The organism is Pseudogulbenkiania sp. FW507-F1, from assembly GCF_058781125.1.
Map to the genome: position 1 here is coordinate 18,251 of NZ_JBYSWM010000023.1, position 25,920 is coordinate 44,170.

The window sequence follows — 25,920 nt, forward strand, 5'->3', positions numbered from 1 at the left end:
AATGAAAACCGGATACACCACTTGTAAAGGAGAGCGACATAATGCAGTCGGAAAGTGCTGTGGCAAACCCGGGGTTGGCCAGACTGTTCGGCGAGGCGGACTCAGGCTCGGCGGTTTCGCTGGCCGGTATCCGTGAACGGGCCAACAAACAATTATCCCGATTTGTCGCCCTGGCACAGCAGCAGCTGGCCCAACGAACCATTACCATCCCGCCTGCGCTCAGTCTGGTAGGGCAGGACGGCGAACTGGTGCTGGAAAGTCAGCACCCGCAAGCCGAGGCGATCCGGGAATGGCTCAAGGGCAATAGCGAGATCGTCAAGAAGTTCAAAGAAGTGGAAGTACTGTTTGAAATCGTGCGGGCGGCAGAACACCCGGGGGTGGTTTTCCCGGAAACGTCGCGCTTTCATGTCGGCCTCACCAGCGCCGGGCCGGTTGCCTACTTCGAAGACAGCAGCGCTCCCCTCTTGAATCACTAAGCCATTCGACCACCCACAGCCAGCGAGGGGACGGCACGCCGTCCCCTTCGCTCTTTCCGCTCACCCGGCGCTCACACCGCGGCAGCCTGGACCGGCTCGACACGCACGCGGCGCGGCGCCAAGCCGGCAGCAAAGCGGTTGACGAAGCGCATCTCCAGCGGATACGGGTAGAAGTCCTCGATGTAGCCGTCGCGGATGCGCTGCTGGCGGGTCTGCCAGAAGCCGGCGTCGAGCAGATCCCGGTGATACTGCAGGAACACCTTCCTGACCTCGGCGTCGCCCAGCAGGAAGGTGGCGAACTCCTCCGGGAACACGTCGCCCTTGGCCACCGGGTACCACACCTCGCCCGACATCTCCATCTCGGGATTGGGCGCCTCCGGGATGCGGCGGAAGTGGCAGTCGGTCATGTACTCGATCTCGTCGTAATCGTAGAAGATCACCCGGCCGTAGCGCGTCACGCCGAAGTTCTTGAACAGCATGTCGCCGGGGAAGATGTTGGCCGAAGCCAGCTCGCGGATGGCGTTGCCGTAGTCGCGCACCGCCTCGGCCTTCTCCTCCGGCGAGGCGTTCTGCAGGTAGAGATTGAGCGGCTTCATGCGGCGCTCGATGTAGACGTGCTTGATGACGATGCTCTGCTCGTCCTCCTCGATCTGCGACGGCGCCAGCTGGCGCAACTCGCGCAGCAGTTCCTCGGTGAAGCGCGCCTTGGGAAACGCCACGTTGGAAAATTCCAGGGTATCCGCCATGCGCCCCACCCGGTCATGGCGCTTCACCAGACGGTACTTGGCGCGCACCGTGTCGTGATCGACTTCCTTGGTAATCCCGAACACGTCCTTGATCAGCTTGAACACGTAAGGGTAGGACGGCAGCGTGAACACCAGCATCACCAGGCCGCGGATGCCCGGCGCCACGATGAACTGGTCGTTGGAATGCTGCAGGTGCTGGATGAAGTCGCGGTAGAAGATGTTCTTGCCCTGCTTCTGCAAGCCCAGCATGGTATAGAGCTCGGCCTTGCTCTTGGTCGGAAGCATCGAGCGCAGGAACTGCACGTAGCCCGACGGCACCGCCATGTCGACCAGGAAGTAGGCCCGGCTGAACGAGAACAGCACGCCGATACGCCACGGCTCGAGCAGCACGGTATCGAGGTAGAGCTTGCCGTCGGCATCGTGCAGCACCGGCACCGCGAACGGATAGTTGGAATTGCCGTTCACCACCTTGCCGAAGATATAGGCGGTCTTGTTGCGGTAGAACGCCGACGACAAGACCTGGATCTGGAAATTGGCCTCGGGCTTTGGCCAACGTCCCTGCAGCTCATCGCGCGCCATGCGCAGCACGTAGCCCAGGTCGCGGCGCAGGCTGGCGAACGGCCGCTTCCAGCCGAAATCCCGCACGATCTGACGCAGCACCGGGCGCAGGCCGTACTGCAGCGGATAGTAGCTGCGGTAGGACGGCGGGTCGGCCTCGATGTACTCGGTGGAAATCGCCGGCCGCACGAAGATGAAATCGTTGTTGAAGTAGTCGCGGTGCAGAATGCGCGTGAACACCGAGTTGAAGAAGGTCTCGGCGCACTCCGGCTGCTTGTGGTTGGTCAACAGGCCGATGAAGTACAGCTTGGCCTGCTGCCAGATTTCGTCGTCCAGCAACTCGGCGTGGAAAACCGTATGCAGCCGCGCCACCGTCTCGCTGACGCGCTCGTCGTAGAACTGGATACGGTCGCGGATGGCCTGCTGCACCCCCTGCCAGTCCCCCTCCTCGAACAGCACCTTGGCCTGGTGGTTGCACTCGCTGAACAGCCGGTAGTGCTTGTCGAAACCCTCGATCAGCGCCAGGGCAATGTCACGCGCGACGGGGTTGTAGTATTCGGGTATCTGCATACGCTCGCCTTTTGCTGCGCAGGCCGCGCCTCGTGCGGCCAACGTCAATCACCAGTCTGCCGGCCATAGCGAACGTACGGGAGCCCTAAGACTTCTTGGCAAACCGGAAGCGCGGCGCCGCACGGCGGGCAGGCGCCGGTTCGGCGGCCTGCCGCCCCGGCTGCTGCACGGGCGCCTTGCCGACGGGTTTAGCATGCCCCGCACGCGGCAAATCGGCAAGCGGCACCTCCAGCCGGCGGAACTCACCCGGCTGCAGTCCATCGAGGCGCCACGGCCCGACCGCCACGCGCACCAGCCGCAGCGTCGGCAACCCCACCTTGGCGGTCATGCGCCGCACCTGCCGGTTTTTGCCCTCGCTGATGATGATCTCCAGCCACGCGTCGGGCACCGTCTTGCGAAAACGCACCGGCGGCTTGCGTTCCCACAGCTGCGGGGGCTCGGAGAGCAGGCGCACCTCGGCCGGCTGGGTGACGAAATCGCCCAGGTTCACCCCGGCGCGCAACGCCTCGAGCTGCTCCTCGGACGGCGTCCCCTCCACCTGCACCCAGTACGTCTTGGGCTGTTTCCAGCGCGGGTCGCTGATGCGGTGCTGCAGCTCGCCATCGCCAGTCAGCAGCAACAAGCCCTCGCTGTCGGTATCCAGCCGCCCGGCCGGGTACACCCCGGGAATGTCGATATGGTCTTTCAGCGTGGGATGCAGCTCGTGCTCCGAGAACTGGCAAATCACGCCGTAAGGCTTGTTGAACAGGATCAGTTGGGGCATGGCGGCACACCGGTAAAAACACAGGAATGCGCGAATGATAACAAGCGCGGCAGGTGCCGGGCAGTGACTGTTCGCACCCGAACCGGAGCACAGCGCCCGAATGGGTGAGCTGACGGCACACCCCTGTTTTCGTTTATTCACATTCCGGCGAGTCGGCGCGCACCAGACGCCCTACCCTGTTTACAGCGCAAAACGAGGCCTCTTAACAGAAAATTGCCGCGAATTAATGAAAATTCCTGCCATTTTTCTAAAGACGACATTTTCAATTTTGTGCCGAATACGGGACTGCTTCTACCCAAACAACCGTTTGAACACCGAATCCACACAGAAAGCGACATCAAAGTTCGGATACGCAACAGAACAGAGCGCTATAATTCGCTTTTGAAAAGCCCCCGAGAGTCTACGGACGACCACCGCAACCCGGCACCGCGTCCGCCTTTCCGCTGCCTTTCGTCGCGCCGGCACCCTCACCCGCCCGGCCGCGCTACGCTCTGACGTCGTAATAATCATGGAGATAGAGTAATGCCTTCGGAACGCCCGACCATCATCTACACACTCACCGACGAAGCGCCCGCGCTGGCAACCAGCGCCTTCCTGCCGATCATCCAAACCTTTACCGGCCCGGCCGGCATCAATATCGATACCGCTGACATCTCGGTGGCCGCGCGCGTTCTGGCCGAGTTTCCCGATTATCTGACCGACGAACAAAAGGTGCCGGACACGCTGGCCGAACTCGGCCGCCTCACGCAGGATCCCGACACCAACATCATCAAGCTGCCCAACATCAGCGCCTCCGTGTCCCAGCTGATGGCCTGCATCAAGGAACTGCAATCCAAGGGCTACGCCATCCCCGACTACCCGGAAAACCCGAGCAGCGAGGAAGAAAAGGCGCTCAAGGCCCGCTACGCCAAGTGCCTGGGCTCCGCCGTGAACCCGGTGTTGCGCGAAGGCAACTCCGACCGCCGCGCCCCGGCCGCGGTCAAGAACTACGCCAAGAAGCACCCGCACTCCATGGGCGAATGGAAGCAGTGGTCGCAGACCCACGTATCGCACATGGAGCACGGCGACTTCTACCACGGCGAAAAGTCCATCACCCTAGATCGCGCCCGTGACGTGAAGATGGAGCTCGTCACCAAGAGCGGCCAGAGCATCGTCTTGAAGCCGAAGGTTGCGCTGCAGGACGGCGAAATCATCGACTCCATGTTCATGAGCAAGAAGGCGCTGTGCGAGTTCTACGAGAAGGAATTGGAAGACTGCCGTCAGTCCGGCATCCTGTTCTCGCTGCACGTAAAGGCCACCATGATGAAGGTGTCGCACCCGATCGTGTTCGGCCACTGCGTGAAGATCTACTACAAGGAAGCCTTCGAGAAGCACGGCAAGCTGTTCGACGAACTGGGCATCAACGTCAACAACGGCATGGCGACCCTGTACGAGAAGATCGAGACCCTGCCGGCCTCCAAGCGCGAAGAGATCATCCGCGACCTGCACGCCTGCCAGGAACACCGTCCGCGCCTGGCCATGGTGGACTCCGCCAAGGGCATCACCAACTTCCACTCGCCGAACGACATCATCGTCGACGCCTCCATGCCCGCCATGATCCGTAATGGCGGCAAGATGTGGGGCGCTGACGGCAAACCGTACGACGCCAAGGCCGTGATGCCGGAATCGACCTTCGCCCGCATCTACCAAGAGATGATCAACTTCTGCAAGTGGCACGGCAACTTCGATCCGAAGACCATGGGCACCGTGCCGAACGTCGGCCTGATGGCGCAGAAGGCCGAAGAATACGGCTCGCACGACAAGACCTTCGAAATCGCCGAAGACGGCGTGGCCAACATCGTCGACCTCGCCACCGGCGAAGTGCTGCTGTCGCAGAACGTGGAAGCTGGCGACATCTGGCGCATGTGCCAGGTGAAGGACGCGCCGATCCGCGACTGGGTCAAGCTCGCCGTCACCCGCGCCCGCAACTCCGGCATGCCGGCGGTGTTCTGGCTCGACCCGTACCGTCCGCACGAAGCCGAGCTGATCAAGAAGGTTGAAACCTACCTGAAGGATTACGACCTCACCGGCCTCGAAATCCACCACATGTCGCAAGTGCGCGCCATGCGCTTCACCCTCGAACGCGTCGCTCGCGGCCTCGACACCATCTCGGTCACCGGCAACATCCTGCGCGACTACCTGACCGACCTGTTCCCGATCATGGAACTGGGCACCTCGGCCAAGATGCTGTCCATCGTGCCGCTGATGGCGGGCGGCGGCATGTACGAAACCGGCGCCGGCGGCTCCGCGCCGAAGCACGTACAACAGCTTCTGGAAGAAAACCACCTGCGTTGGGATTCGCTGGGCGAGTTCCTGGCCCTGGCCGTATCCCTGGAAGAGCTGGGCATCAAGACCGGCAACGACAAGGCCAAGATTCTCGCCAAGACGCTGGACGAGGCCACTGGCAAGCTGCTCGACAACGACAAGTCTCCGTCGCGCCGCACCGGAGAGCTCGACAACCGTGGCAGCCAGTTCTACCTCGCCATGTACTGGGCGCAGGCGCTGGCCGAGCAGAGCGCCGACAAGGAACTGCAGGCCCACTTCGCACCGCTCGCCAAGGCACTGGCCGACAACGAGCAGACCATCCTCAACGAGCTGAAGGCCGTGCAGGGCAAGCCCGCCGACATCGGCGGCTACTACCTGGCCGACGCCGAGAAGTGCAAGGCGGTGATGCGCCCGAGCGCCACCCTCAACGCCGCCCTGGCCGCCACGCTCGCCTGAGCAGCATGACCAGGAAGCTCGCTTCGCGAGCCTTCCGCCAAGACCAAACGCCAGGGCTCCCCTGGCGTTTTTTCATGCCGCTCAATTGAGGACAATCATGTCCCGCCAAGCGTGTGCTCGGCTACAATAAGCGCTACATACATCGGGAAATCGGGTAGTTGTCCCGGCGTGCATCTCCGTTGAGCTAACCAGCAAGAGTAGCCAGCACCGCTCCCGCAGTGCAGAACGGCGAAGGCACCGGGAAATGGCAGACAACAGGTCAATACAGAAGGAGAAGGAGAAACAATGAGTGCATCCCACATCAAGGTTCCCGCCGCTGGCCAGAAGATCATTCCGGGTCAGCCAATTCCGAACAACCCCATCATCCCATTCATCGAAGGCGACGGCATCGGCATCGACATCACCCCGGTCATGATCAAGGTCATCGACGCGGCAGTGGACAAGGCCTACGATGGCCAGAAGAAGATCCACTGGATGGAAGTGTACGCTGGCGAGAAATCGACCAAGCTGTATGGCCCGGACGAGTGGCTGCCCAAAGAAACCTTCGACGCACTGAAAGAATACTCGGTATCGATCAAGGGCCCGATGACCACCCCGGTCGGCGGCGGCATCCGCTCGCTGAACGTGGCCCTGCGCCAGGAACTGGATCTGTACCAGTGCGTGCGGCCGGTGCAGTACTTCCAGGGCGTGCCGTCGCCGCTGAAGCAGCCGGAACTGGTCAACATGGTGATCTTCCGTGAAAACACCGAGGACATCTACGCCGGCATCGAGTGGGCCGCCCAGTCCGAAGCTGCCAGGAAAGTCATCAAGTTCCTGCAAGACGAAATGGGCGTCAAGAAGATCCGCTTCCCGGAAACCTCCGGCATCGGCATCAAGCCCGTTTCCATCGAAGGCACCCAGCGCCTGGTTCGCGCCGCGATCAAATACGCCATCGAGAACGACCGCAAATCGGTCACCATCGTGCACAAGGGCAACATCATGAAGTTCACGGAAGGGCTGTTCCGTGACGTCGCCTACAAGCTGGCCCAGGAAGAATTCGGTGCCGAACTGATCGATGGCGGCCCGTGGTGCAAGTTCAAGAACCCGAATACCGGCCGGGAAATCATCGTCAAGGACGCCATCGCCGACGCCTTCTTGCAGCAGATTCTGCTGCGTCCGGCCGAGTACGACGTCATCGCTTGCTGCAACCTGAACGGCGATTACATCTCCGACGCGCTGGCCGCTCAGGTTGGGGGTATCGGCATCGCCCCGGGCGCCAATATTTCCGACCAGTATGCCTGCTTCGAAGCCACCCACGGCACCGCACCCAAATACGCCGGCCAGGACAAGGTGAACCCCGGCTCTCTGATCCTGTCCGCCGAAATGATGCTGCGCCACCTGGGCTGGAAAGAAGCCGCCGATCTGGTCATCCAATCCATGGAAGCCGCCATCGCCGACAAGATCGTGACCTACGACTTCGCCCGCCTGATGGATGGCGCCACCGAGGTAAGCTGCTCCGCCTTCGGCGATGCGATGATTGCGCGCATGTAATCCCCCCGCTATAGCGGGAGCAAAGGGCTTGCCAAGCGCAAGCCCTTTTCCATTGACTAATGACAAAAAAATAGCCGCCTATTCGCCGCCAATTAGTGCAAGCACAGACACGTAAATTAGTCTAAATTAAATGTGCTGCCACCAAAATAAAAAACCCGCTTATAGCGGGTTTTTTCATCCAGCGCCGGCCTCATTAACCAAGACCGGCGATAACCATGGCGGTTACTGCGGCTGGATATTGGATGCTTGCTTGCCCTTCGGACCGTTCACCACGTCGAAGCTCACGCGCTGCCCCTCTTTCAGGGACTTGAAGCCTTGCGTGTTGATGGCCGAGAAATGCGCGAACAGGTCTTCACCGCCCTCATCCGGGGTGATGAAACCGAAGCCTTTAGCATCATTGAACCACTTGACAATACCAGTTGCCATTTTACTTCCTTGCATTTAACAGGCTGGTGAGGCCGACCAACAAAAGCTTAAAAGCGCTTCGGTTTTACCTAGGGCAAACCTCATTCATTTCAATTAAGCCAAGCACCAGACTCATTTCTACGCAACCGCGGCCCCAGCGTCAAGTCCAAGGTGAAAAGAATTCTCCCCCCCTTGAAAAAAATCCCGGCGGAACCAAAATAAAAGTGAAATGCCTCATTGCTGAAAGCCGCCATGTCCACGCAGTACAAGGACGACGCCCAACTGGAGGCGTCGCGGGCGAAGACACGCCCACCGTCGATGTATAAGGTCTTGTTATTGAACGACGATTACACGCCGATGGATTTTGTGGTACAGATACTGCAACACTTCTTCCACAAGAACCGGGAGCAGGCCACAAGCATCATGCTGCAAGTGCACACCCAGGGCCGCGGGGTGTGTGGTGTTTATACCAAAGATGTCGCCGCGACCAAAGTTGAGCAGGTGTTGCAGTTTGCGAAAGCTCACCAGCATCCGCTCCAGTGCGTAATGGAGGAAAACTGATGATTGCCCAAGAGCTCGAAGTAAGCCTGCACATGGCGTTCATGGACGCTCGACGCAAACGGCACGAATTCATCAGTGTCGAGCACCTGCTGTTGGCGATGACGGACAACCCGTCCGCCGCAGAAGTGTTGCGTGCGTGTGGAGCGAATCTCGATCAGCTGAAAAAACAGCTGACCGATTTCATCGACGAACATACCCCGACCGTGCCCGGCGAGACCGAGGTGGAAACCCAGCCCACGCTAGGCTTCCAGCGCGTGATCCAGCGCGCCATCCTGCACGTGCAGTCGTCTGGCAAGAAGGAAGTAACGGGGGCCAACATCCTGGTCGCCATTTTCGGCGAGAAAGACTCCCACGCCGTGTACTATCTGCATCAGCAAGGTATTTCCCGGCTGGACGTGGTCAACTTCATCTCCCACGGCATCACCAAGCAGCGCTCGCAGCCGACGCCCAACGAACAGCGCGACAACAGCGAGAGCGAAACCGAAGACGCTTCGGCCAACGTCGGCGGGGCGCTGGAGAACTACACCCAGAACCTCAACGCACTGGCACGCGAAGGCAAGATCGACCCGCTGATCGGCCGTGAGCACGAGTTGGAGCGCACGGTGCAGATTCTGTGCCGGCGCCGCAAGAACAACCCGCTGCTGGTGGGCGAGGCCGGTGTCGGCAAGACCGCCATCGCCGAGGGCTTGGCACGCCGTATCGTCAACGGCGAGGTCCCCGAGGTGCTCGACCGCGCCACCGTCTACTCGCTGGACATGGGAGCGCTGCTGGCCGGCACCAAGTACCGCGGCGATTTCGAGCAGCGCCTCAAGGCCGTGATCAAGCAGCTCACCGAAGACCCGCACGCGATCCTGTTCATCGACGAGATCCACACCCTGATCGGCGCGGGAGCGGCGTCGGGCGGCACGCTGGATGCTTCCAACCTGCTCAAGCCGGCCCTGTCGAACGGTTCGCTGCGCTGCATCGGTGCCACCACCTACAACGAGTTCCGTGGCATCTTCGAGAAGGATAACGCTCTGTCGCGGCGCTTCCAGAAGATCGACATCAACGAGCCGACCGTGGAACAGACGGTAGAAATCCTCAAGGGACTCAAATCGCGCTTCGAATCGCACCATGGCGTGAAATACACCCAAGGCGCACTGGTGACGGCGGCCGAGCTGGCGGCACGCTACATCAACGACCGCCATCTGCCGGACAAGGCCATCGACGTCATCGACGAAGCCGGCGCGGCGCAGAAGATCCTGCCCAAGTCGCGCCAGCGCAAGGTCATCAACAAGGCCGAGATCGAGGACATCGTCGCCAAGATCGCACGCATTCCGGCCAAGACCGTCTCGTCCAACGACAAGAACGTGCTGAAGAACCTCGATCGCGATTTACGCAGCGTGGTGTTTGGCCAGGACAAGGCCATCGAGGCCCTGGCGACCGCCATCAAGATGGCGCGTTCCGGGCTGGGCAACCCGCAGAAACCGATCGGCTCGTTCCTGTTCAGCGGCCCCACCGGTGTCGGCAAGACCGAAGTCGCCAAGCAGTTGGCCTACTTCCTCGGTGTCGAGATGCTGCGCTTTGACATGTCGGAATACATGGAGCGCCACGCGGTGTCGCGCCTGATCGGTGCCCCACCGGGATACGTCGGCTTCGAACAAGGCGGTCTCTTGACCGAAGCCATCAACAAGCACCCCTACGCGGTGCTGTTGCTGGACGAGATCGAGAAGGCGCACCCGGACATCTACAACATCCTGCTGCAGGTGATGGACCATGGCACCCTGACCGACAACAACGGACGCAAGGCCGACTTCCGCAACGTGATCATCATCATGACCACCAACGCCGGGGCCGAGTCGCTGTCCAAGCCGAGCATGGGCTTTACCAACGCCAAGCAGACCGGCGACGAGATGGCCGACATCAAGCGCCTGTTCAGCCCCGAGTTCCGCAACCGGCTGGATGCCACCATCCCGTTCCGCATGCTCGACGAGAACATCATCCTGCAGGTGGTGGACAAGTTCCTGATGCAACTGGAACACCAGCTGGCCGAGAAGAAGGTGGATATCCACTTCACCGACATGCTGCGTCAGTACCTGGCCAAGAACGGCTTCGACCCGCTGATGGGCGCGCGTCCGATGGCCCGCCTGATCCAGGACACCATCCGCAAGGCTCTCGCCGACGAGTTGCTGTTCGGCCGCCTGGTGGATGGAGGCGAAGTGACGGTCACCATCGACGCCAACGACAAGGTCGAGTTGCAATTCGACGAGAAGACGCCCTTGGCGGCGGAACCGGCCTGATTCCAAGGGCCTAACCCGTCTCGATCACGCCCGCTCTTGCGGGCGTTTTCCTTGGCTCAACCGCGGGGATGGTGCTGTTCGTGCAGCTGGCGCAAGCGCTCCCGGGCGACATGGGTGTAGATCTGGGTGGTGGAAATATCCGAATGCCCCAACAGCAGCTGCACCACGCGCAAGTCGGCGCCATGGTTGACCAGATGCGAGGCAAAAGCGTGGCGTAGCGTGTGTGGACTGACCGGCGGCAGCCCCTGCCGGCGTGCATACCCTGAAATCAGATGCCACGCCATCTGGCGCGTCATACCCGCCTTGAGACGAGTGACGAACACCTGTTCGCAAGGCACCCCCGTCAGCAAAGCCGGCCGCCCTGTAGCCAGATACCGCCCCAGCCAGTCCTGCGCCACCTCACCCATCGGCACCAGCCGCTCCTTGCCGCCCTTGCCCAGCGTCATCACAACGCCGCTAGTGAGATCGACCTGCTGTAGCGTCAAGCCAACCAGTTCCGACACCCGCAAGCCAGTCGCGTACAAAACCTCCAGCATGGCACGGTCGCGCAAGCCCAGCGGCGTAGCCACATCAGGAGCCTCCAGCAGCGCGACCACGTGCTTCTCCGACAGACTCTTGGGTAAGGGCTGTCCGTGCTTGGGGCGCTCGAGCGCGGCGGATGGATCGTCAGGGCGTTGGCCGCTGGCGTGCAGATACTGGTAGAACCGGCGCATGGCACTCACCAGTCGCGCCCGGGTGGTGGCCTTCTCCTGTTCGACCCCCTGCAACAAGGCGCGCTGCAAATCCGCCACGCCCGCCTCGATCAAACGCACCCCACCCTCTTCGTCCAGACGCGCCCCCAGCTTGAGCAGGTCGCGACGATACGCTGACAGCGTATTGCGCGACAGACCATCGCTCAGCCACAGCTGGTCGAGGAACAGGTCGATCTGTTCAGCGTTGCTGCTCATGTCTCAACAGCCAGAACTTGATCGACAAGGTCTGCTCCGCGCTCGAATGATTGAAGCCCCCCAAGCCGGAGCGTGCTAGCACGCGGTGACACGGAATCACGATCGGCAACGGGTTGTTGCCGCAAGCCTGCCCTACCGCACGGGCGGAGCTGCCGAGCTGTTGGGCGATGGCACCGTAACTGATGGTAGCGCCAGAAGGAAGCGAGGCAATTGCCTGCCATACCCGTTGCTGGAACGGAGTACCCTGCGGCCGACACGGCAGGTCGAAGTGGAAGCCGGGATGCCGGAAGTACTCCTGCAACTGGCGCTCCACCTCCTCGGCGAGCGAACCCGGCTCAGGTGGCAAAAGCGGGACCGAGGCATCCAGAAACTCGATGCGGCTGACGACCTGGAACGGTGCCACGATGCCCAGGTGGCCAAACGGCGTAGCGATCACAGCGGTATAAGACATGACAGAGCCCGAAAAAAAAAAGCGCAAGGCGGATGCCTTGCGCTCTCATCATAGCCAACGGCCAGGCGATTAGCCTTGCTTGCGGGCCGGCAGCTTTTCCTTGATGCGTGCGGACTTGCCGGTACGACCACGCAGGTAGTACAGCTTGGCGCGACGCACGTCACCACGGCGCTTCACTTCGATCGAAGCAACCAGCGGGGAGTAGGTCTGGAAGGTACGCTCAACGCCTTCGCCGGCGGAGATCTTGCGCACGATGAAGGAGCTGTTCAGGCCACGGTTACGCTTGGCGATCACGACGCCTTCGTAAGCCTGCAGACGCTCGCGGTTACCTTCCTTTACCTTCACCTGAACGATGACGGTGTCGCCTGGGGCGAAAGCCGGAACGGTTTTGCCGATGCGGGCAATTTCTTCTTGCTCGAGTTGCTGGATCAGATCCATGTCAATGCTCCTGGTTTTTCGGGAGATCTTGTTCCTGCTGGTACTCTGCCAGCAGCCGAGACTCCTGTTTTGTCAAAGGGCGGTTTTGCAGCAGGTCGGGACGACGCTTCCACGTTCTTCCCAACGACTGTTTCAACCGCCATTTTGCGATCAAGGCATGATTACCTGACATCAGGATGTCCGGCACCCGCATGCCTTGATATTCTTCGGGTCGGGTATAGTGCGGGCAATCCAGCAGGCCGTCCACGAAGGAATCCTCATAAGCCGACTGGGCATCGTTGAGCACCCCCGGCAACAGCCTGACGACGGCGTCCATCAACACCATGGCGGGCAGTTCGCCACCGGACAACACGTAGTCGCCGATGGAGATTTCCTCGTCGACACGGCGCTCGATCAGACGCTCATCAATCCCTTCGTAACGCCCGCACAGCAGGATGAGACCGGGTCGCTGCGACAGCTCGACCGCCTTGGTGTGGCTCAACGACCGCCCCTGAGGAGACAGGTAGACCACATGGCTCTGTGCCACTCCAGCCTCACGCTGTCGCTCTTCGGCCGCAGCAATGGCGGCTTCCAAGGGCTCGATCAGCATCACCATGCCGGGACCGCCTCCGTAGGGACGATCATCGACGGTGCGGTAATTGTCCGTGGTGAAATCGCGCGGATTCCAGGCACGAAAGCCCCAGATGTTCTGCTCCAGCGCGCGTCGGCTAACGCCGAAGCGGGAAACAGCGTCGAACATCTCGGGGAACAGCGAGATAGCGTCGATCTGCATCAGTCGTCGAGGTTCCAGTCTACCGTGATGCGCTTGTCAGTCAGGTTGACATCGAGCACAAACTGGCCGACGAAAGGAATAAGCCACTCGCCCTTCCCTTCCCGTACCACCAGTACCTCGTTGGCACCGGTTTCCATCAGTTCGACCACCTGACCGAACCGCTGACCGTCCTTGTTGACGACATCCAGGCCGATCAAATCGGACCAGTAGTACTCGTCGTCGGCGGTCTCCGGGAATTCGCTGCGCGGTATGGCAATCTGCATGCCGCGCATGGCTTCTGCCGCCTCGCGACTGTCGACGCCTTCGAGCTTGGCGGCCAGCGCCTTGGGCTGGACCAGCCCGTCTTCGAAACGATAGGATGACCATTGACCATCCCGCCCCAGCCACCAGACCGGGTAGTCGAACAGGCTGTCTGCGGACCCGGTGTCGGCATGGATTTTCACCCAGCCACGAACACCAAAGGCGCCGCGCACATACCCCATCAAGACGAGATCATCGTTGCGCATGCGCCTCAAACCCTGCGTGTATCAGCAGACTGCAATCAGGCAGCTACTTTTTGCTCTTTAACCAGCTTGGCAACGGCGTCGCTCAGTTGAGCACCAACGTTGATCCAGTGGTTCAGGCGGTCAGCGGCGAGGCGAACGCGTTCTTCTTTGTCGTTGGCAACCGGGTTGTAGAAGCCCAGGCGCTCGATGAAGCGACCGTCGCGACGGTTGCGGGAGTCGGTCACCACGATGTTGTAGAACGGACGGTTCTTGGAGCCGCCGCGGGCCAGACGAATCACTACCATTGTCGATTGTCCTTGAATAAAAACGGTATCGTAGAAAAGCCCACGATTTTAGGGCAGTTTTCCCTTATCTTGCAAGCGCTTATTCCGGCCGTGTGTCGGGGCCGGCTACGCCTGCAACACCTTGGTGACCAGCATCAGTGCCCGGTCTTCCGGATGGTACTCGCTGGAGAAGCCCAGTTTGTGCATCAGCTTGAGCATGCCCTTGTTGCCGGAGAGCACCTCGCCACGCATCACTTTCAGCCCCTGATCACGGGCGGCGTCGAACAACGCGCTCATCAGGATGAAGCCGATCCCTTTGCCCTGCCACTGGTCGGCTACCTCCAACGCGAACTCGCAGCTCTCGTTATCAGGGTCGGTGACGTAACGTGCCACGGCCAGTTGCTCTTCCCCTTGCGCCGTCTCGCGGGTCATGGCCAGCGCCATCTCGCGGTCGTAGTCGAGCTGGGTAAAGCGCACCAGCATGCTTTGCGACAGTTGCTTGATGCTGGACATATAGCGGTTGTAGCGGCTTTCCTCGGAGAGGTTGCGCACGAACTCCTGCTGCATCTGCGCATCCTCCGGGCGCACCGGACGGATGGTCACCTGGGTCTGATCCTTGAGGCGGGAGCACACCACCATGTGCGAGGGATACGGCATGATCGCCATGTGACGGTACGGCTTGCCGCCCGCGCTCCCCTTCTGCACGATGATGCGTGCGTCCAGCGCCATCACCCCCTGCTCGTCGGCCAGCAAGGGATTGATGTCCATCTCGCGAATTTCGGGCAATTCGCAGATCATTTCCGAGACCCGCAACAACACCTCTTTCAGCTGGTCGATATCGATTGCCGGCAGGTTCTTGAAGGGGCCGAGAATCTGGCCGATGCGTGTCTTGCCGATCAGGCTCTCGACCAAGTAGTGGTTGAGCGGCGGCAGGGCCAGCGCACGGTCGTTCATGACCTCGACGGCGATACCGCCGGCACCGAAGGTGATGACCGGGCCGAAAGCGTTGTCGTGCGTCACGCCGACCATCACCTCGCGCGCGAATCGTCGGCTGCGCATCGGCTGCACCGACACCCCCGAGATGGCCGCCTCGGGGCGGGCCTGGCGGCAGCGTTCGACGATGGAGGCAAATGCCTCTCTCAGTGCCGCCGCACTACTGATGTTGAGTTCGACGCCGCCGACATCGGACTTGTAGATGATGTCCGGCGAATCGATCTTCAGCACCACCGGGTAGCCGGTTTCTTCGGCCAACCTCACGGCCTCGTCGGGGTCGCGCGCCAGCCGGGTCGGGTTGACCGGGATGTTGAAAGCCGACAGCACTTCCTTCGACTCGCGCTCCGACAGGATGACCCGCCCTTCCGCCAAGGCGACATTGATCAGCGTGCGTGCGCGCGTCACGTCGGGAGAAACCTGCTTGCCTTCGAGCGGCCCCGGCGTCTGCAGCAGCAAGCGCTGGTTGTGATGGTAGGCCGCCAGGTTGCGGAACACTTCCACGGCATACTCCGGGGCGCGGAAATGAGCACACTTGGCCTTACTGAACAGTTCCCGACTCTCCGAAACCTTGGCGTCGCCCAGCCAGGACAGCAGGATCGGCTTGGTCGACTCGCGCTGCAGCCCCACCATCAGCTGCGCGGTGGTCAGATGATCGGTACCGGCCTGCGGCGTGAAGATGACCAGCACGCCGTCCACGTTGGCGTCATCGAGGCAGGCCTTGACCGCCGTGCGAAAACGCACCGGGCTGGCATCGCCGATGATGTCGACCGGGTTACCGTGCGACCAGTTGCGCGGCAGCGCGTCGTTGAGCACCTCCATGGTCGGCTCCGACAACTTCGCCAGCTCCACACCGTTGAGATAGGCGCTGTCCGCCGCCAACACGCCCGGGCCGATGCCGTTGGTGACGATGGCCAGACGCCGCCCCTGCACCCGGAAACTGGCGGCCAGCACCTTGGCGGCCGTGAATAGCTGGGAGATCGATCCCACCCGCAGCACACCGGCACGCGACAGTGCGGCATCGAACACGTCAGCGCTCTCGACCAGATTGCTGGAATGGGTCAGGCCGGTCACATCATCCTCGTAGCGACCGGACTTGATCACCACCACCGGCTTGGTACGGGCGGCGGCACGCAACGCGCTGATGAAGCGACGCGCATCGTGGATGTGGTGGACGTGCAACAGTATGCCCTGGGTGAAGGTATCGGCCACCAGGTAATCGAGGATTTCGCCGAAATCGACGTCCAGCCCCTCCCCCACCGAAATCACGCTGGAAAACCCGATGCCCTTGCTATCGGCCCAGTCCAACATCGCGGTGCACAGGGCGCTGGATTGCGATACCAACGCCAGGTTGCCGGGGCGTACCTTGCTGGAGTAGTTGGAAGCGTTGAAGCCCGCCACTGGACGCATCAGTCCCAGCACGTTGGGACCCAGCACGCGGATGCCGAAGTGCCGGGCGATCGACAACGACTCCTTGAGAATTTCACGCTCCAGCTGCTCGCTGTCGGCGAACTCCTTGGCCAGCAGCACCGCCTTCACACCCTTCTTGCCGCAATCGCGCAGGATGGCCGGCAAGGTTCTCAGCGCCGTGGTCACCACGGCCAGTTCCACCTCGCCCTCGATCAGCCGTACCGATGGCACCGCCCGCATCCCCCCGACCACCTTGTGGTTGAGGTTGACGGGGAACAGCTTGCCCTGGAAATTGCCCGCCAGCAGGCTCGCAAATACCGCCTGGCCAATCGAGCCAGGGGTATCGCTGGCGCCGACGACGGCGACGGCGCGAGGAGAAAACAGGGGAGTGAGATAGTGCGGTTTCATGGCAACCCATCCGATGTGCTGATCTGAACCGGAACCCGGCCTCCCACAGAGGCGTCAGAGACCATTCGACCTGCAAGGTAACGTGATCGATGTGAAAGCAATACGTCAAACGGCGCTGAGACTCGGCCAGCCGGACCGTCCCTGCCTGCAACGCGGTGATGCCAATGAGGCGCAGGACACGGCGCGCCACTCTATCGACATATACCACACCAGCCCGACATGCGCAGAGCCTACACCCTTCACTACCCTGCTTCGACCACGACAAAAGCGGCATAAGACGATTGAGGGCCTGCGCACAGCCAACCCCACAATCGGGCATCGGCCGGACTGTCAGCCCAGGTGGTGACCGAACCGCGATACCCCGGCACCCTTCTCCTCGGCCCCTCAGACCGACGAGCGAGCCAGAACCCGCCACCATGCGGGACATGGCCTGACAAGGACCATCCTGTGCCACAACCTGGCTTGCCTTTGGCATCAAGCGCACGTAGCGGCTGGTAAGCCGGGCTCAATATTGTTAATCTTTACCCTTTAGATACAAACCTTCATTGCGCCGTGTCAAAGGAAGATGCCGAAGCTTCCCCAGCGCGGCCGGAGCCAAGGTCATCATGACGAAACGCGTCGTCACACTCGCACACTATTACACCCAGCCTGAAATTCAGCAGATGGCGGACAAGGTAGGGGACAGCCTGGAATTGTCGCTCTACGCCCGTGAAGCCGAGGCTGACATCATCGTGTTCGCCGGCGTCCGCTTCATGGCGGAAACGGCCAAAATCCTCAACCCGCAGGCCGAGGTGATCCTGCCGGATGCAGGGTCGACCTGCTCGCTGGTCACCCAGACCGACGTCGCCGCGCTGAAAGCCTGGCGCGAAGAGCACGCCGATTACGTCCATGTGTCGTACATCAACTCCAGCGCCGAGCACAAGGCACTGTCGGACTGGATCGTCACCAGCCGCAACGTCGATGACATTATCGCGCATCTCTACGAGCAGGGTAAGAAAGTCATCTTCTCGCCCGACCGCAACATGGGCGCCTACCTGAACTACCAGTACGGCTACGACATGCCGCTGTGGTCGGCGGTATGCGAGGTGCACGACAAGTTCAACGAGGCCGCCCTCAACGAAGCGCTGAATGCCGTCACCGGCGAAGCCCACCTCATCGCCCACCCGGAAAGCCCGCTGCCGGTGCTCAAACGCGCCGATTACGTCGGCTCGACCTCGGGCATGCTGAACTGGGTCAAGCAGTTCAAGGGAGGTCCGGACGCCGTGATCTTCGTCGCCACCGAAGACGGCATCCTGTACAACATGAGCCAGGCCCGACCCGATCTGGACCTGCGCCAGGCGCCGATCTATGCCGGCTGCCAGTGCAACTCCTGTCCTTACATGAAGATGAACACCATAGAGGCCGTCAAGCACGCCCAGCAAGGCGGTGGTACGCACATCGACTACCTCAGCACAGAACAGATGGACGCCGCACGGGTGCCCATCGAGCGCATGCTGGAATTCAGCCGACGCTACTACGCCTGACCCAGAAACCCGCCTTTCGGCGGGTTTCTTGTTTCGACCCGGCGCCATGACAGGAAGGTTTTCAGCAGGCTCCACGCAGCGATACAATCACCGGGGTTCCCCAGGAAGATGGCATGAAGTTTCTCATCAGCAACGACGACGGTTACTTTGCCCCCGGCATCGCCACCTTGGCCGAAGCCCTCTCGCGGCATGGCGAGGTGGTGGTCGTGGCCCCCGAGCGCGACCGCAGCGGCTCGAGCAACTCCCTCACCCTTGATCGGCCGCTGAGCGTACGCAAGGCCGCCAACGGCTTCTTCTACGTCAACGGCACCCCGACCGACTGCGTACACGTCGCCGTCACGGGGCTGTTGGACTTTCGTCCCGACATGGTGTTTTCCGGCATTAACCACGGCCCCAACATGGGCGACGACACCATCTACTCCGGCACGGTCGCGGCCGCGACGGAGGGCTTTTTGCTCGGCATTCCCTCGGTGGCGGTATCACTGGCCGGCAAGAGCGGGGCGCACTTCGCCACCGCCGCCGCGGTGGTCGATCAACTGGTGCAACGCCTCCAGGCGTCGCCGTTTCAGGCCCCGGTACTGCTCAATGTCAACGTCCCCGACATTCCGCTTGACCGACTTGCGGGCATGACAGTCACCCGCCTGGGACGACGCCACTATGCCGAACCGGTTATTAAGGCAAAAAATCCCCGCGGCGATACCGTATACTGGGTCGGCCCGGTCGGTCCGGCGCAGGACGCAGGGGAAGGCACCGACTTCCGGGCACTTGCCAACAACCAAGCCTCGGTCACACCGCTGATGCTCGATCTGACCGCCTACGGCCAACTGGACGGAATCAAGACATGGCTTCACAGCTGACACCGACGCGCCAGAATTACGGCATGCTGTCCGACCGGACCCGCATGCGCATGGTCGACCGGCTACGCCAGGCCGGGATTCGCGATGAACGGGTGCTGGCAGCGATGTACGAGGTCCCGCGCCACCTGTTTGTCGACCAGGCACTGGCAACCCGCGCCTACGACGACGTGTCGCTGCCAATAGGCCATGCCCAGACCATCTCGCAGCCACTGACGGTAGCACGGATGACCGAGCTACTGATCGTGGGCCGCACTCCCGGCAAAATTCTCGAAATTGGCACCGGCTGCGGTTATCAGACTGCCGTGCTACTGAAAACCGGCGCACAGGTCTTCTCGATGGAACGCTTGGCGCCGCTATTGGACAAAGCTAGACAACATCTGCGAAACGCACGCCTGGTGCACGCACGTCTGGTACATGGCGACGGCCATCTTGGCCTGCCGGAGGCGGCGCCCTTTGACGGCATCATCATGACCGCCGCAGCGAAGAGCATCCCGGATGCCCTCGTCAGCCAGTTGGCCGAGGGCGGCAAGCTGGTGATGCCGATGGGGGATGGCGAACAATTCCTCTGGCTGATCGAGAAAACCGCCCAGGGCCTGCAGAAAACCAAGCTCGACCCGGTAAAATTCGTTCCTCTTCTACCCGGTCGTGGCTGACCGGGTAAAAACGCCACAGGGCTGCCGGTCGGCGATTTACAAACTTTAACTTATTGACATATAACATCACCAGCATGCGAATCCAGCTTGACCGAAAAGTTCCGACCCTGATCACCTTGCTGACGGCCGCGCTGCTCACCGGTTGCAGTACTCTGGTCCAGGAGGCGGCCCCGGTGGAAAGCGGGGTGACGAGAACACCGGCCGGCGCGACAAGTGCGCCGCCTCCAGCGATCTCTCCCCCCGCTCCAAGCGGTAATGACGCCGTTACCACGCCGTATCGGCAGGGTGGCAGCATTAAACCCGTGCAAACCGGGACGGAAGCGGCCAAGACGCATATCGTGCAACCCGGCGAGAACCTGTTTCGTATCTCGCTGAATAACGGGCTCAAGTATCAGGACGTCGCAGCCTGGAACAACCTGCCCGACAATCAGATCAAGGTAGGTCAGGTGTTGCGGCTGACGCCGCCAGATAGCGAGCCGGCAACCAAAACCAACACCGCCCCAGCTAAACAGCCTGCAAGGGCGGCTAGCGCAGGCCCGGTGACGCCGGCTACACCGGCAGCGGCGACGAACGGGCAAACAACGCTCAAGGCCTACCCCAAGGCGCTGAAGTTGCCCTATTCGGAGGCAGCGGCCAAGTCTCTGGTGACACAAAGCGAGGGTAGCAGCGCCCCGGCAGCGGTCAAGCCGGCAGCTCCCGCCATCGTGCCGGCGACGCCGAAGGCCGAGCCCCAAGGAACGGCCAAGCCCGAAAACGGGGCCAAGGCAGAGCCGCAGGACAAAGGCGGCGATGGCGATATCGCCTGGGCCTGGCCGGTGAAAGGGAAGGTGTTGCACGGCTACTCGGACACCAACAAGGGAGTGGATATCTCGGGGCGGATGGGCCAGCCTGTTCTCGCCGCCTCGGATGGCAGGGTGGTATATAGTGGTAATGGCCTGAGGGGCTATGGCAAGCTGATCATCATCAAACACAATAAGACGTTCCTCTCAGCGTACGCACACAACAGCCAGCTACTGGTCAAGGAAGGACAGGCAGTAAAGAAAGGTCAGCCCATTGCCGAAATGGGAAATACGGATGCGGACCAAGTGAAACTGCACTTTGAAATCCGCCGCTTCGGCAAACCGGTCGACCCGTTGCAATATCTTGACAGCACATCCTGACAGGGACGCGTCCCCGTCGGATCACAGCGAAGGGGGTAGAAATGAGCAACGACCTGGACATTCTCGACGACGACGACATTGCCGCGGATGAAGAGGCTAGCGACGACACTGTCGCGGAAACCGACAGTGAAGAAGTGCAGGAAGCCGCATCCGCCTATGACGACATTGCCGACGTCACCCAGATCTACCTGAACGATATCGGCAACAATGCCCTGCTCAGCCCTCAGGAGGAGCAGTCCTTGGCGCGACTGGTGGTGCAAGGCGACTTCGAAGCGCGCCAGAAAATGATCGAGCACAATCTGCGCTTGGTCGTGAACATTGCCAAACGCTATATCAACCGCGGCCTGGCCCTGCTCGACCTGATCGAGGAAGGCAATATCGGGCTGATGCATGCGCTGGAAAAATTCGATCCCGAGCGCGGCTTCCGTTTTTCCACCTACGCTACGTGGTGGATACGCCAGAGCATCGAACGCGCCATCATGAACCAGTCGCGCACCATCCGGCTGCCGGTGCACGTCATCAAGGAACTCAACGTTTACCTGCGCGCCTCGCGCCACCTGGAAAGCCAGATAGGGCGCGAGCCCAGCGTCGAGGAAATCGCACAACTGGTCGACAAGCCGGTGGAAGACGTGCGCCGGGTAATGAACCTCAACGAGCGGATGGCCTCGCTGGATGCGCCACTGGACATCGACCCCATGCTGTCGATCGGGGAGTCAATTCCGGACGACCAGCACGACGAGCCGGAAATCCAGTTGCACAATACCCAGCTGGAAAACTTCGTCCACGAGTGGATGGCCCAGCTCAACGACAAGCAGCGCATGGTGATCGAGCGTCGCTACGGCCTGAACGGCCATGAAATCTGCACACTGGAGGAACTGGCCAGCACCCTCAGCCTGACGCGCGAGCGGGTGCGCCAGATCCAGATCGAAGGACTCGAGCAACTGCGCCGCATCCTGCGTCGCAAGGGCATTGGCAAAGACCTGCTGCTGTAATCAGGTTCCCCAGCAGCAGCAACAGATAAAAACCCCGGGGCGCCGGGGTTTTGCCATTCAGCGCCTCGCCGACGGGCGAAAACGCCTCACCCCTCTGAGCCAGCGCCGTGCAGCCAGCGGTGCAGCCTCTTCCCGGGTACGGTAGCGCAAGCCGACGTAGGCATCCAGCAGGGCCGCCAATTGCTCGCGATCGGCCTCGCCCAGCGACGTCCCGCGCTGCAGCAGCTCGGCCGGCGTATCTGCCGACGTCACCGCCACCCCTGCCCGCCGCAGGCGCTGCGCCAGCAGCAGCCACCCCACCAGCAAGGGCTCGCGTGGCGGCAGGCTACGCCACCACCACCAGAGCGGCAGCAACGCCAGCACGGCGCCGAGCAACAACCCCTTGAGTACGGCAGCAGTGTCGACCTCGGGCCCCAAGCCCAACGAGCGGAACAGTGAGCGTTGCCGGCCGGCATCATAGCCGACCACCCATTGCTGCCACACAAAGTTGGCAGCCAGCCAGTGCTGACGCAGGGCCATGATCCAGGCGGGAGGCCGCCCACCCAGTATCGGCACTGCGGCGCGCACCGCCGGTACCGCCTGTTCTACGCCTTGCTCGATGCGGTCCGGCGATACCGCTGCGGTTGGATCGACCCGCCACCAGCTCTGGCGCGAGGCCAGCCAGACCTCGACCCAGGCATGGGCATCGGAAGAACGAATCTGCCAGTAGCCCCCCGCAGGATTGTATTCTCCTCCTTGGTACCCCACCACCACGCGGCTGGGAATGCCTGCCGCACGAGCCAGGAATGCGAACGCCGAGGCGTAATGCTCGCAAAACCCCTGCCGCGTCTGGAACAGGAACTGGTCGACGATGTCCCCCCCCTCCAGCAGAGGCGGGGACAGGGTATAGCGGAAGTTCTCCAGGTGGAAATGCTCCAGTAGGCTCCGGATATAGCCCTCATCGCCCTGACTGCGCGCCCGTATCGAAGCCGCCAGGGCACGCGTGCGTTCATTGCCTGCCGGCAGATGGCGGTAGTAGGCGAGATGGCTGGCATCCAGGGGTTCTGCCAGCAGGGCACCGGTGTGGCTGCCCGCCCGGTAGCGGATGCGGGTGTCGCTGGGACGCGGCTGCCGCCAGACCATGCCGGCACCCTCGCGCAGCCCTTCCGCCACCTCACCCGGCAGGTCGAGTACCGGCACCCGCCCTTTGTCCGGCACCACCGTCAGGGTGTAACTGACAGGATTTCCCCCCAGCACCTGGCCGCCGGGTTCGTCTACCGCCCCGGCATTGAACCAGCGGCGGCCATCGAACTGGTCGAACAGCATCACCCGCCAGTAGAAATCGCGCCTCGGCGGCGCAGCCCCGGCAAAGACGGCAGTAAAAACCGGTTCATTGCTGGGGATCAGCTGGCTGATGCTGCCCGGAGCCATGTCTTCGGCCAACCCGCTGCTGGCCGTAGCGCTCGCAGCCGGAATGCTCCACAACGGCCCAGGTAGACGTGGCATCACCACGAACAGCACCAGCATCAGGGGCAGAGAAAGCAGCAAGGCCTGCAACGTGGCCCGCAAACTGGTGAGTATCGGCTGCTTGCCGTGCAGCGCCGCCATCGCCCAAGTCAGGCTGAACAGACTCAGCACCAGCCAGCCGGCCGCCAAGGGCGACTGGTCGAACAGCAAGGGCGTCGCTGCCAGGAAAAAACCCAACGCCAGCAACACCCTCCAGTCGCGCAGGCTGAAGGTCTCGAAGGCCTTGAAGCCAACCAGCAACAACAGCAGAGCGCTACCGCCTTCGCGGCCGATCAGGGTGCGCAGGGTCAGCCATAGCAGTACCAGCGGCACCGCCACCGCTAGCGCCACCAGCCAGCGCGGCGGCAACTGGCGTTGCTGCCACAGCAGTATGCCCCGTGCCAGCAGCATTGCCGCCGACAAGCCCACTACCCAGCCCGGCAGGTAGCGCGCCAGGGGAGCGGCGGTGACCGCCAGAGCGAGCAACACCGGTAACACACGGCGCAGCGCATCGCTCCCGGTCATGGCGCCTCTCCATAGCGTGCCAACAGCGCCAAGGCCTGTTCCCGTTGATGGAGCTGGGGACCAACCTCCGCGCCCGGCACACGCAGCCGGTAGCAGTGCTGTTCACGCTCGCACTCCAACACACGCCAGGCCAGCCGCGACAGCCGCGACTCGGCATCGTCCCCTGGCGGATAGTCGTACCAATCCAGCACGCGACAGCCACCCGCCACCGCGCCGGCAAAGCGCTTGCTCGTCAAGACATCGCGTCGGGCGAGAACTTTCCAGGCGATCTGGCGCGGCGTGTCGCCGTCACGATAGGCGGCCAGATGAGAAAACTCGTCGTCACCCGCCGTCGACACCGCCTCGCCCTCCCCGCTCGCACCTTGCCGGGGGCCGAGCACATCGCTCAGTGGCACGGGATAGACCAGTGCCTGCTGCCGCAAACGGACATAGGCAAACGCCCGGATCAGTCCGAACGGGACGTCGCTGCTGAGAGCCAGCGCCGGCATCGCGAGCAGGCCGCGCTGCGTGGTCACCAGTGGCAGCGATAACCACACACTGGAGTGGGGAGACAACTGGCAAGCCGAGGCGCGCCCGGTACTTCCGGCTAGGTGGCCCTGCAAGGTACGCGACCAGCCCGAGGGATTATCGAGCCGTACCGAAAAGTGCGTCACCTCCCCGGCAAACACCGGGTCGGCCGTCCCGGCCTGTAGCGTCAGCCCCGCCAGCTGCCGATACGCCATCAGCACTGACACCAACAACAGGCCGATGATCCAGAATGACAAGGCATAGGCCAGACTGACCGCGTAATTGAGCGCGCCGACCCAGATTGCCAATGCCACCCCCAGCAGCATCCAGCCGAATGAGGTCGGCAGCAGGTAGATGCGCTGATGGCGCAGCGTCCACTGCGCGGAAGGCGGCAGGCGGCGTACCAGCCAGGCCTGCAGGTGGCTACGGAATCGCAACGCCCGCCACCAACGCGGCCAGCTCATCGTCCGACACCGGCCCTCCCCCCGGCTGTGCGGTCGTCAGGCGATGACCGGCGACGGCAGGAAACACTGCCTTGACGTCATCCGGCAATACGTAATCGCGCCCCTCCAGCAAGGCCCAGGCCCGCGCGGCAGCCACCAAGGCCAGCCCGGCGCGCGGGCTCAGCCCCTGGGCGAAACGGCGCCCCTGCCGGGTGGCCTGGAGCAGCGCCAGGACATAATCGGCCAGTGCCGGACTCACGGTCAGCCGGCTGGCCTGCGCCTGCAATTGCAGCAACGGCAGCGGCTCCAGGGCCGGAACCAGTTCCTCCATTACCCGGCGCCGCTCCTCACCGAGTAGCAAGGCCCGCTCCGCCTGTGGGGGCGGGTAACCCAATCCGATACGCATCAGGAAGCGGTCCATTTGCGACTCGGGCAAGGGGAACGTGCCAACCTGCTCGAGCGGATTCTGGGTAGCGATGACGAAAAACGGCTGCGGTAAAGGATGTGTCTCGCCGTCCACCGATACCTGACGCTCCTCCATCGCCTCCAGCAAGGCCGACTGCACCTTCGGCGAGGCCCGGTTGATCTCGTCGGCGAGCAGCACCTGGGCGAAGACCGGGCCGTGGTGAAAGCGGAAGGTGCCGGTTTCGCGCTCGAAGATGTTGACGCCGACGATATCGGCCGGCAACAGGTCGCTGGTGAATTGGACGCGCCGGTAGTCTAGCCCGAGCACACGCGCCAGCCCCTGTGCCAGCGTGGTCTTGCCAACCCCGGGCACATCCTCGATCAGCAGGTGGCCGCGGGCGACCAGGCAGGCCAGTGCCAGCTTGATCGCATCGCTCTTACCGAGTAACAACGCATTTAGTTGACGATAAGCAAAGGCGAGAGATTGCATTTCCGGGAGGTTCCGCGCACTATTTATCAAAAAGTCATAGATTGCGT

23 protein-coding genes are annotated in these 25,920 nt (G+C 62.1%); 10 read left to right on the forward strand and 13 right to left on the reverse strand.

All coding sequences use genetic code 11. The annotated features are described in order from the left end of the window. The first annotated feature begins 41 nt into the window (after positions 1–41). A complete protein-coding gene (locus AC3WG5_RS14530) occupies positions 42–476 on the forward strand; it encodes a hypothetical protein (RefSeq protein WP_008953386.1) in 435 nt (144 codons plus the stop codon). A 71-nt stretch (positions 477–547) separates the two neighbouring features. Here AC3WG5_RS14530 and aceK read toward each other — a convergent pair whose 3' ends face one another. Together aceK and AC3WG5_RS14540 are read right to left on the reverse strand one after the other, a co-directional pair. Beyond that, on the reverse strand, positions 548–2,350 hold the full coding sequence (gene aceK / locus AC3WG5_RS14535) for a bifunctional isocitrate dehydrogenase kinase/phosphatase (RefSeq protein WP_492569218.1): 1,803 nt from the start codon (positions 2,348–2,350) through the stop codon (positions 548–550). A gap of 85 nt (positions 2,351–2,435) precedes the next feature. Next, positions 2,436–3,113 carry a pseudouridine synthase gene (locus AC3WG5_RS14540; protein WP_492569220.1) on the reverse strand — a complete coding sequence of 226 codons (678 nt, stop codon included), beginning with the start codon at positions 3,111–3,113 and terminating at the stop codon, positions 2,436–2,438. Between the two features lie 522 nt (positions 3,114–3,635). Between AC3WG5_RS14540 and AC3WG5_RS14545 the strand changes: the two genes are divergently transcribed. Both AC3WG5_RS14545 and icd read left to right on the forward strand, forming a co-directional pair. Next, complete coding sequence (locus AC3WG5_RS14545; protein WP_492569222.1) at positions 3,636–5,873, forward strand: NADP-dependent isocitrate dehydrogenase; 2,238 nt, start codon at positions 3,636–3,638, stop codon at positions 5,871–5,873. Positions 5,874–6,158: 285 nt separating this feature from the next. Continuing rightward, positions 6,159–7,403, forward strand: a complete 1,245-nt coding sequence (icd, locus tag AC3WG5_RS14550) for an NADP-dependent isocitrate dehydrogenase (protein WP_492569224.1) — start codon at positions 6,159–6,161, stop codon at positions 7,401–7,403. A gap of 222 nt (positions 7,404–7,625) precedes the next feature. On the opposite strand, the gene AC3WG5_RS14555 is transcribed toward icd, so the two are convergent. Continuing rightward, entirely contained in the window at positions 7,626–7,829 is a 204-nt protein-coding gene (locus AC3WG5_RS14555; RefSeq protein ID WP_008953391.1) for a cold-shock protein, read from the reverse strand. Positions 7,830–8,060: 231 nt separating this feature from the next. On the opposite strand from AC3WG5_RS14555, the gene clpS reads away from it, so the two are divergent. Next, positions 8,061–8,369 (forward strand): ATP-dependent Clp protease adapter ClpS, encoded by a 309-nt coding sequence (gene clpS / locus AC3WG5_RS14560; RefSeq protein WP_008953392.1) that lies wholly within the window; start codon positions 8,061–8,063, stop codon positions 8,367–8,369. Continuing rightward, positions 8,369–10,648, forward strand: coding sequence for an ATP-dependent Clp protease ATP-binding subunit ClpA (gene clpA / locus AC3WG5_RS14565; protein ID WP_008953393.1), 2,280 nt, complete (start codon positions 8,369–8,371; stop codon positions 10,646–10,648). The genes clpS and clpA overlap by 1 nt, the downstream gene beginning before the upstream one ends. A gap of 56 nt (positions 10,649–10,704) precedes the next feature. Here clpA and xerD read toward each other — a convergent pair whose 3' ends face one another. The 7 genes from xerD to AC3WG5_RS14600 form a co-directional block, all read right to left on the reverse strand. Then, a complete protein-coding gene (xerD, locus tag AC3WG5_RS14570) occupies positions 10,705–11,595 on the reverse strand; it encodes a site-specific tyrosine recombinase XerD (protein WP_492569226.1) in 891 nt (296 codons plus the stop codon). Next, on the reverse strand, positions 11,579–12,046 hold the full coding sequence (locus tag AC3WG5_RS14575) for a methylated-DNA--[protein]-cysteine S-methyltransferase (protein ID WP_492569228.1): 468 nt from the start codon (positions 12,044–12,046) through the stop codon (positions 11,579–11,581). Before AC3WG5_RS14575 ends, xerD begins: the two co-directional genes overlap by 17 nt. A gap of 69 nt (positions 12,047–12,115) precedes the next feature. Beyond that, positions 12,116–12,484 carry a 50S ribosomal protein L19 gene (rplS, locus tag AC3WG5_RS14580; protein ID WP_008953396.1) on the reverse strand — a complete coding sequence of 123 codons (369 nt, stop codon included), beginning with the start codon at positions 12,482–12,484 and terminating at the stop codon, positions 12,116–12,118. Position 12,485: 1 nt separating this feature from the next. Continuing rightward, on the reverse strand, positions 12,486–13,256 hold the full coding sequence (trmD, locus tag AC3WG5_RS14585) for a tRNA (guanosine(37)-N1)-methyltransferase TrmD (RefSeq protein ID WP_492569230.1): 771 nt from the start codon (positions 13,254–13,256) through the stop codon (positions 12,486–12,488). Next, entirely contained in the window at positions 13,256–13,762 is a 507-nt protein-coding gene (gene rimM / locus AC3WG5_RS14590; RefSeq protein ID WP_492569231.1) for a ribosome maturation factor RimM, read from the reverse strand. The genes trmD and rimM overlap by 1 nt, the downstream gene beginning before the upstream one ends. Positions 13,763–13,797: 35 nt before the next feature. Further along, entirely contained in the window at positions 13,798–14,046 is a 249-nt protein-coding gene (gene rpsP, locus AC3WG5_RS14595) for a 30S ribosomal protein S16 (RefSeq protein WP_008953399.1), read from the reverse strand. Between the two features lie 105 nt (positions 14,047–14,151). Then, the gene (locus AC3WG5_RS14600; protein ID WP_492569232.1) at positions 14,152–16,833 is read right to left on the reverse strand and encodes a bifunctional acetate--CoA ligase family protein/GNAT family N-acetyltransferase; all 2,682 of its coding nucleotides are present in this window, start codon (positions 16,831–16,833) and stop codon (positions 14,152–14,154) included. 605 nt (positions 16,834–17,438) lie between these two features. On the opposite strand from AC3WG5_RS14600, the gene nadA reads away from it, so the two are divergent. The 5 genes from nadA (at position 17,439) to rpoS (ending at position 22,018) form a co-directional block, all read left to right on the forward strand. Then, the gene (gene nadA / locus AC3WG5_RS14605) at positions 17,439–18,356 is read left to right on the forward strand and encodes a quinolinate synthase NadA (RefSeq protein ID WP_008953401.1); all 918 of its coding nucleotides are present in this window, start codon (positions 17,439–17,441) and stop codon (positions 18,354–18,356) included. A 113-nt stretch (positions 18,357–18,469) separates the two neighbouring features. Beyond that, positions 18,470–19,213, forward strand: coding sequence for a 5'/3'-nucleotidase SurE (surE, locus tag AC3WG5_RS14610; protein WP_014085995.1), 744 nt, complete (start codon positions 18,470–18,472; stop codon positions 19,211–19,213). Continuing rightward, positions 19,198–19,866, forward strand: a complete 669-nt coding sequence (locus tag AC3WG5_RS14615; RefSeq protein WP_008953403.1) for a protein-L-isoaspartate(D-aspartate) O-methyltransferase — start codon at positions 19,198–19,200, stop codon at positions 19,864–19,866. Before surE ends, AC3WG5_RS14615 begins: the two co-directional genes overlap by 16 nt. A 74-nt stretch (positions 19,867–19,940) precedes the next feature. Further along, positions 19,941–21,026 (forward strand): peptidoglycan DD-metalloendopeptidase family protein, encoded by a 1,086-nt coding sequence (locus tag AC3WG5_RS14620; RefSeq protein WP_492569234.1) that lies wholly within the window; start codon positions 19,941–19,943, stop codon positions 21,024–21,026. Positions 21,027–21,067: 41 nt separating this feature from the next. Beyond that, complete coding sequence (rpoS, locus tag AC3WG5_RS14625) at positions 21,068–22,018, forward strand: RNA polymerase sigma factor RpoS (RefSeq protein WP_008953405.1); 951 nt, start codon at positions 21,068–21,070, stop codon at positions 22,016–22,018. Between the two features lie 57 nt (positions 22,019–22,075). On the opposite strand, the gene AC3WG5_RS14630 is transcribed toward rpoS, so the two are convergent. From AC3WG5_RS14630 to AC3WG5_RS14640, 3 genes are read right to left on the reverse strand one after another with little or no spacing between them, the layout of a single operon-like run. Beyond that, positions 22,076–24,028, reverse strand: coding sequence for a transglutaminase TgpA family protein (locus tag AC3WG5_RS14630; protein WP_492569236.1), 1,953 nt, complete (start codon positions 24,026–24,028; stop codon positions 22,076–22,078). Further along, complete coding sequence (locus tag AC3WG5_RS14635; protein WP_492569238.1) at positions 24,025–24,972, reverse strand: DUF58 domain-containing protein; 948 nt, start codon at positions 24,970–24,972, stop codon at positions 24,025–24,027. The genes AC3WG5_RS14630 and AC3WG5_RS14635 overlap by 4 nt, the downstream gene beginning before the upstream one ends. Then, positions 24,959–25,873 (reverse strand): AAA family ATPase, encoded by a 915-nt coding sequence (locus AC3WG5_RS14640; protein WP_492569240.1) that lies wholly within the window; start codon positions 25,871–25,873, stop codon positions 24,959–24,961. Before AC3WG5_RS14640 ends, AC3WG5_RS14635 begins: the two co-directional genes overlap by 14 nt. Positions 25,874–25,920 lie beyond the last annotated feature (47 nt).

Coding starts and splice junctions, on each gene's coding strand:
- AC3WG5_RS14530 (WP_008953386.1), top strand. CDS start 42: ATGCAGTCGGAAAGTGCTGTGGCAAACCCGGGGTTGGCCAGACTGTTC.
- aceK (WP_492569218.1), bottom strand. CDS start 2,350: ATGCAGATACCCGAATACTACAACCCCGTCGCGCGTGACATTGCCCTG.
- AC3WG5_RS14540 (WP_492569220.1), bottom strand. CDS start 3,113: ATGCCCCAACTGATCCTGTTCAACAAGCCTTACGGCGTGATTTGCCAG.
- AC3WG5_RS14545 (WP_492569222.1), top strand. CDS start 3,636: ATGCCTTCGGAACGCCCGACCATCATCTACACACTCACCGACGAAGCG.
- icd (WP_492569224.1), top strand. CDS start 6,159: ATGAGTGCATCCCACATCAAGGTTCCCGCCGCTGGCCAGAAGATCATT.
- AC3WG5_RS14555 (WP_008953391.1), bottom strand. CDS start 7,829: ATGGCAACTGGTATTGTCAAGTGGTTCAATGATGCTAAAGGCTTCGGT.
- clpS (WP_008953392.1), top strand. CDS start 8,061: ATGTCCACGCAGTACAAGGACGACGCCCAACTGGAGGCGTCGCGGGCG.
- clpA (WP_008953393.1), top strand. CDS start 8,369: ATGATTGCCCAAGAGCTCGAAGTAAGCCTGCACATGGCGTTCATGGAC.
- xerD (WP_492569226.1), bottom strand. CDS start 11,595: ATGAGCAGCAACGCTGAACAGATCGACCTGTTCCTCGACCAGCTGTGG.
- AC3WG5_RS14575 (WP_492569228.1), bottom strand. CDS start 12,046: ATGTCTTATACCGCTGTGATCGCTACGCCGTTTGGCCACCTGGGCATC.
- rplS (WP_008953396.1), bottom strand. CDS start 12,484: ATGGATCTGATCCAGCAACTCGAGCAAGAAGAAATTGCCCGCATCGGC.
- trmD (WP_492569230.1), bottom strand. CDS start 13,256: ATGCAGATCGACGCTATCTCGCTGTTCCCCGAGATGTTCGACGCTGTT.
- rimM (WP_492569231.1), bottom strand. CDS start 13,762: ATGCGCAACGATGATCTCGTCTTGATGGGGTATGTGCGCGGCGCCTTT.
- rpsP (WP_008953399.1), bottom strand. CDS start 14,046: ATGGTAGTGATTCGTCTGGCCCGCGGCGGCTCCAAGAACCGTCCGTTC.
- AC3WG5_RS14600 (WP_492569232.1), bottom strand. CDS start 16,833: ATGAAACCGCACTATCTCACTCCCCTGTTTTCTCCTCGCGCCGTCGCC.
- nadA (WP_008953401.1), top strand. CDS start 17,439: ATGACGAAACGCGTCGTCACACTCGCACACTATTACACCCAGCCTGAA.
- surE (WP_014085995.1), top strand. CDS start 18,470: ATGAAGTTTCTCATCAGCAACGACGACGGTTACTTTGCCCCCGGCATC.
- AC3WG5_RS14615 (WP_008953403.1), top strand. CDS start 19,198: ATGGCTTCACAGCTGACACCGACGCGCCAGAATTACGGCATGCTGTCC.
- AC3WG5_RS14620 (WP_492569234.1), top strand. CDS start 19,941: ATGCGAATCCAGCTTGACCGAAAAGTTCCGACCCTGATCACCTTGCTG.
- rpoS (WP_008953405.1), top strand. CDS start 21,068: ATGAGCAACGACCTGGACATTCTCGACGACGACGACATTGCCGCGGAT.
- AC3WG5_RS14630 (WP_492569236.1), bottom strand. CDS start 24,028: ATGACCGGGAGCGATGCGCTGCGCCGTGTGTTACCGGTGTTGCTCGCT.
- AC3WG5_RS14640 (WP_492569240.1), bottom strand. CDS start 25,873: ATGCAATCTCTCGCCTTTGCTTATCGTCAACTAAATGCGTTGTTACTC.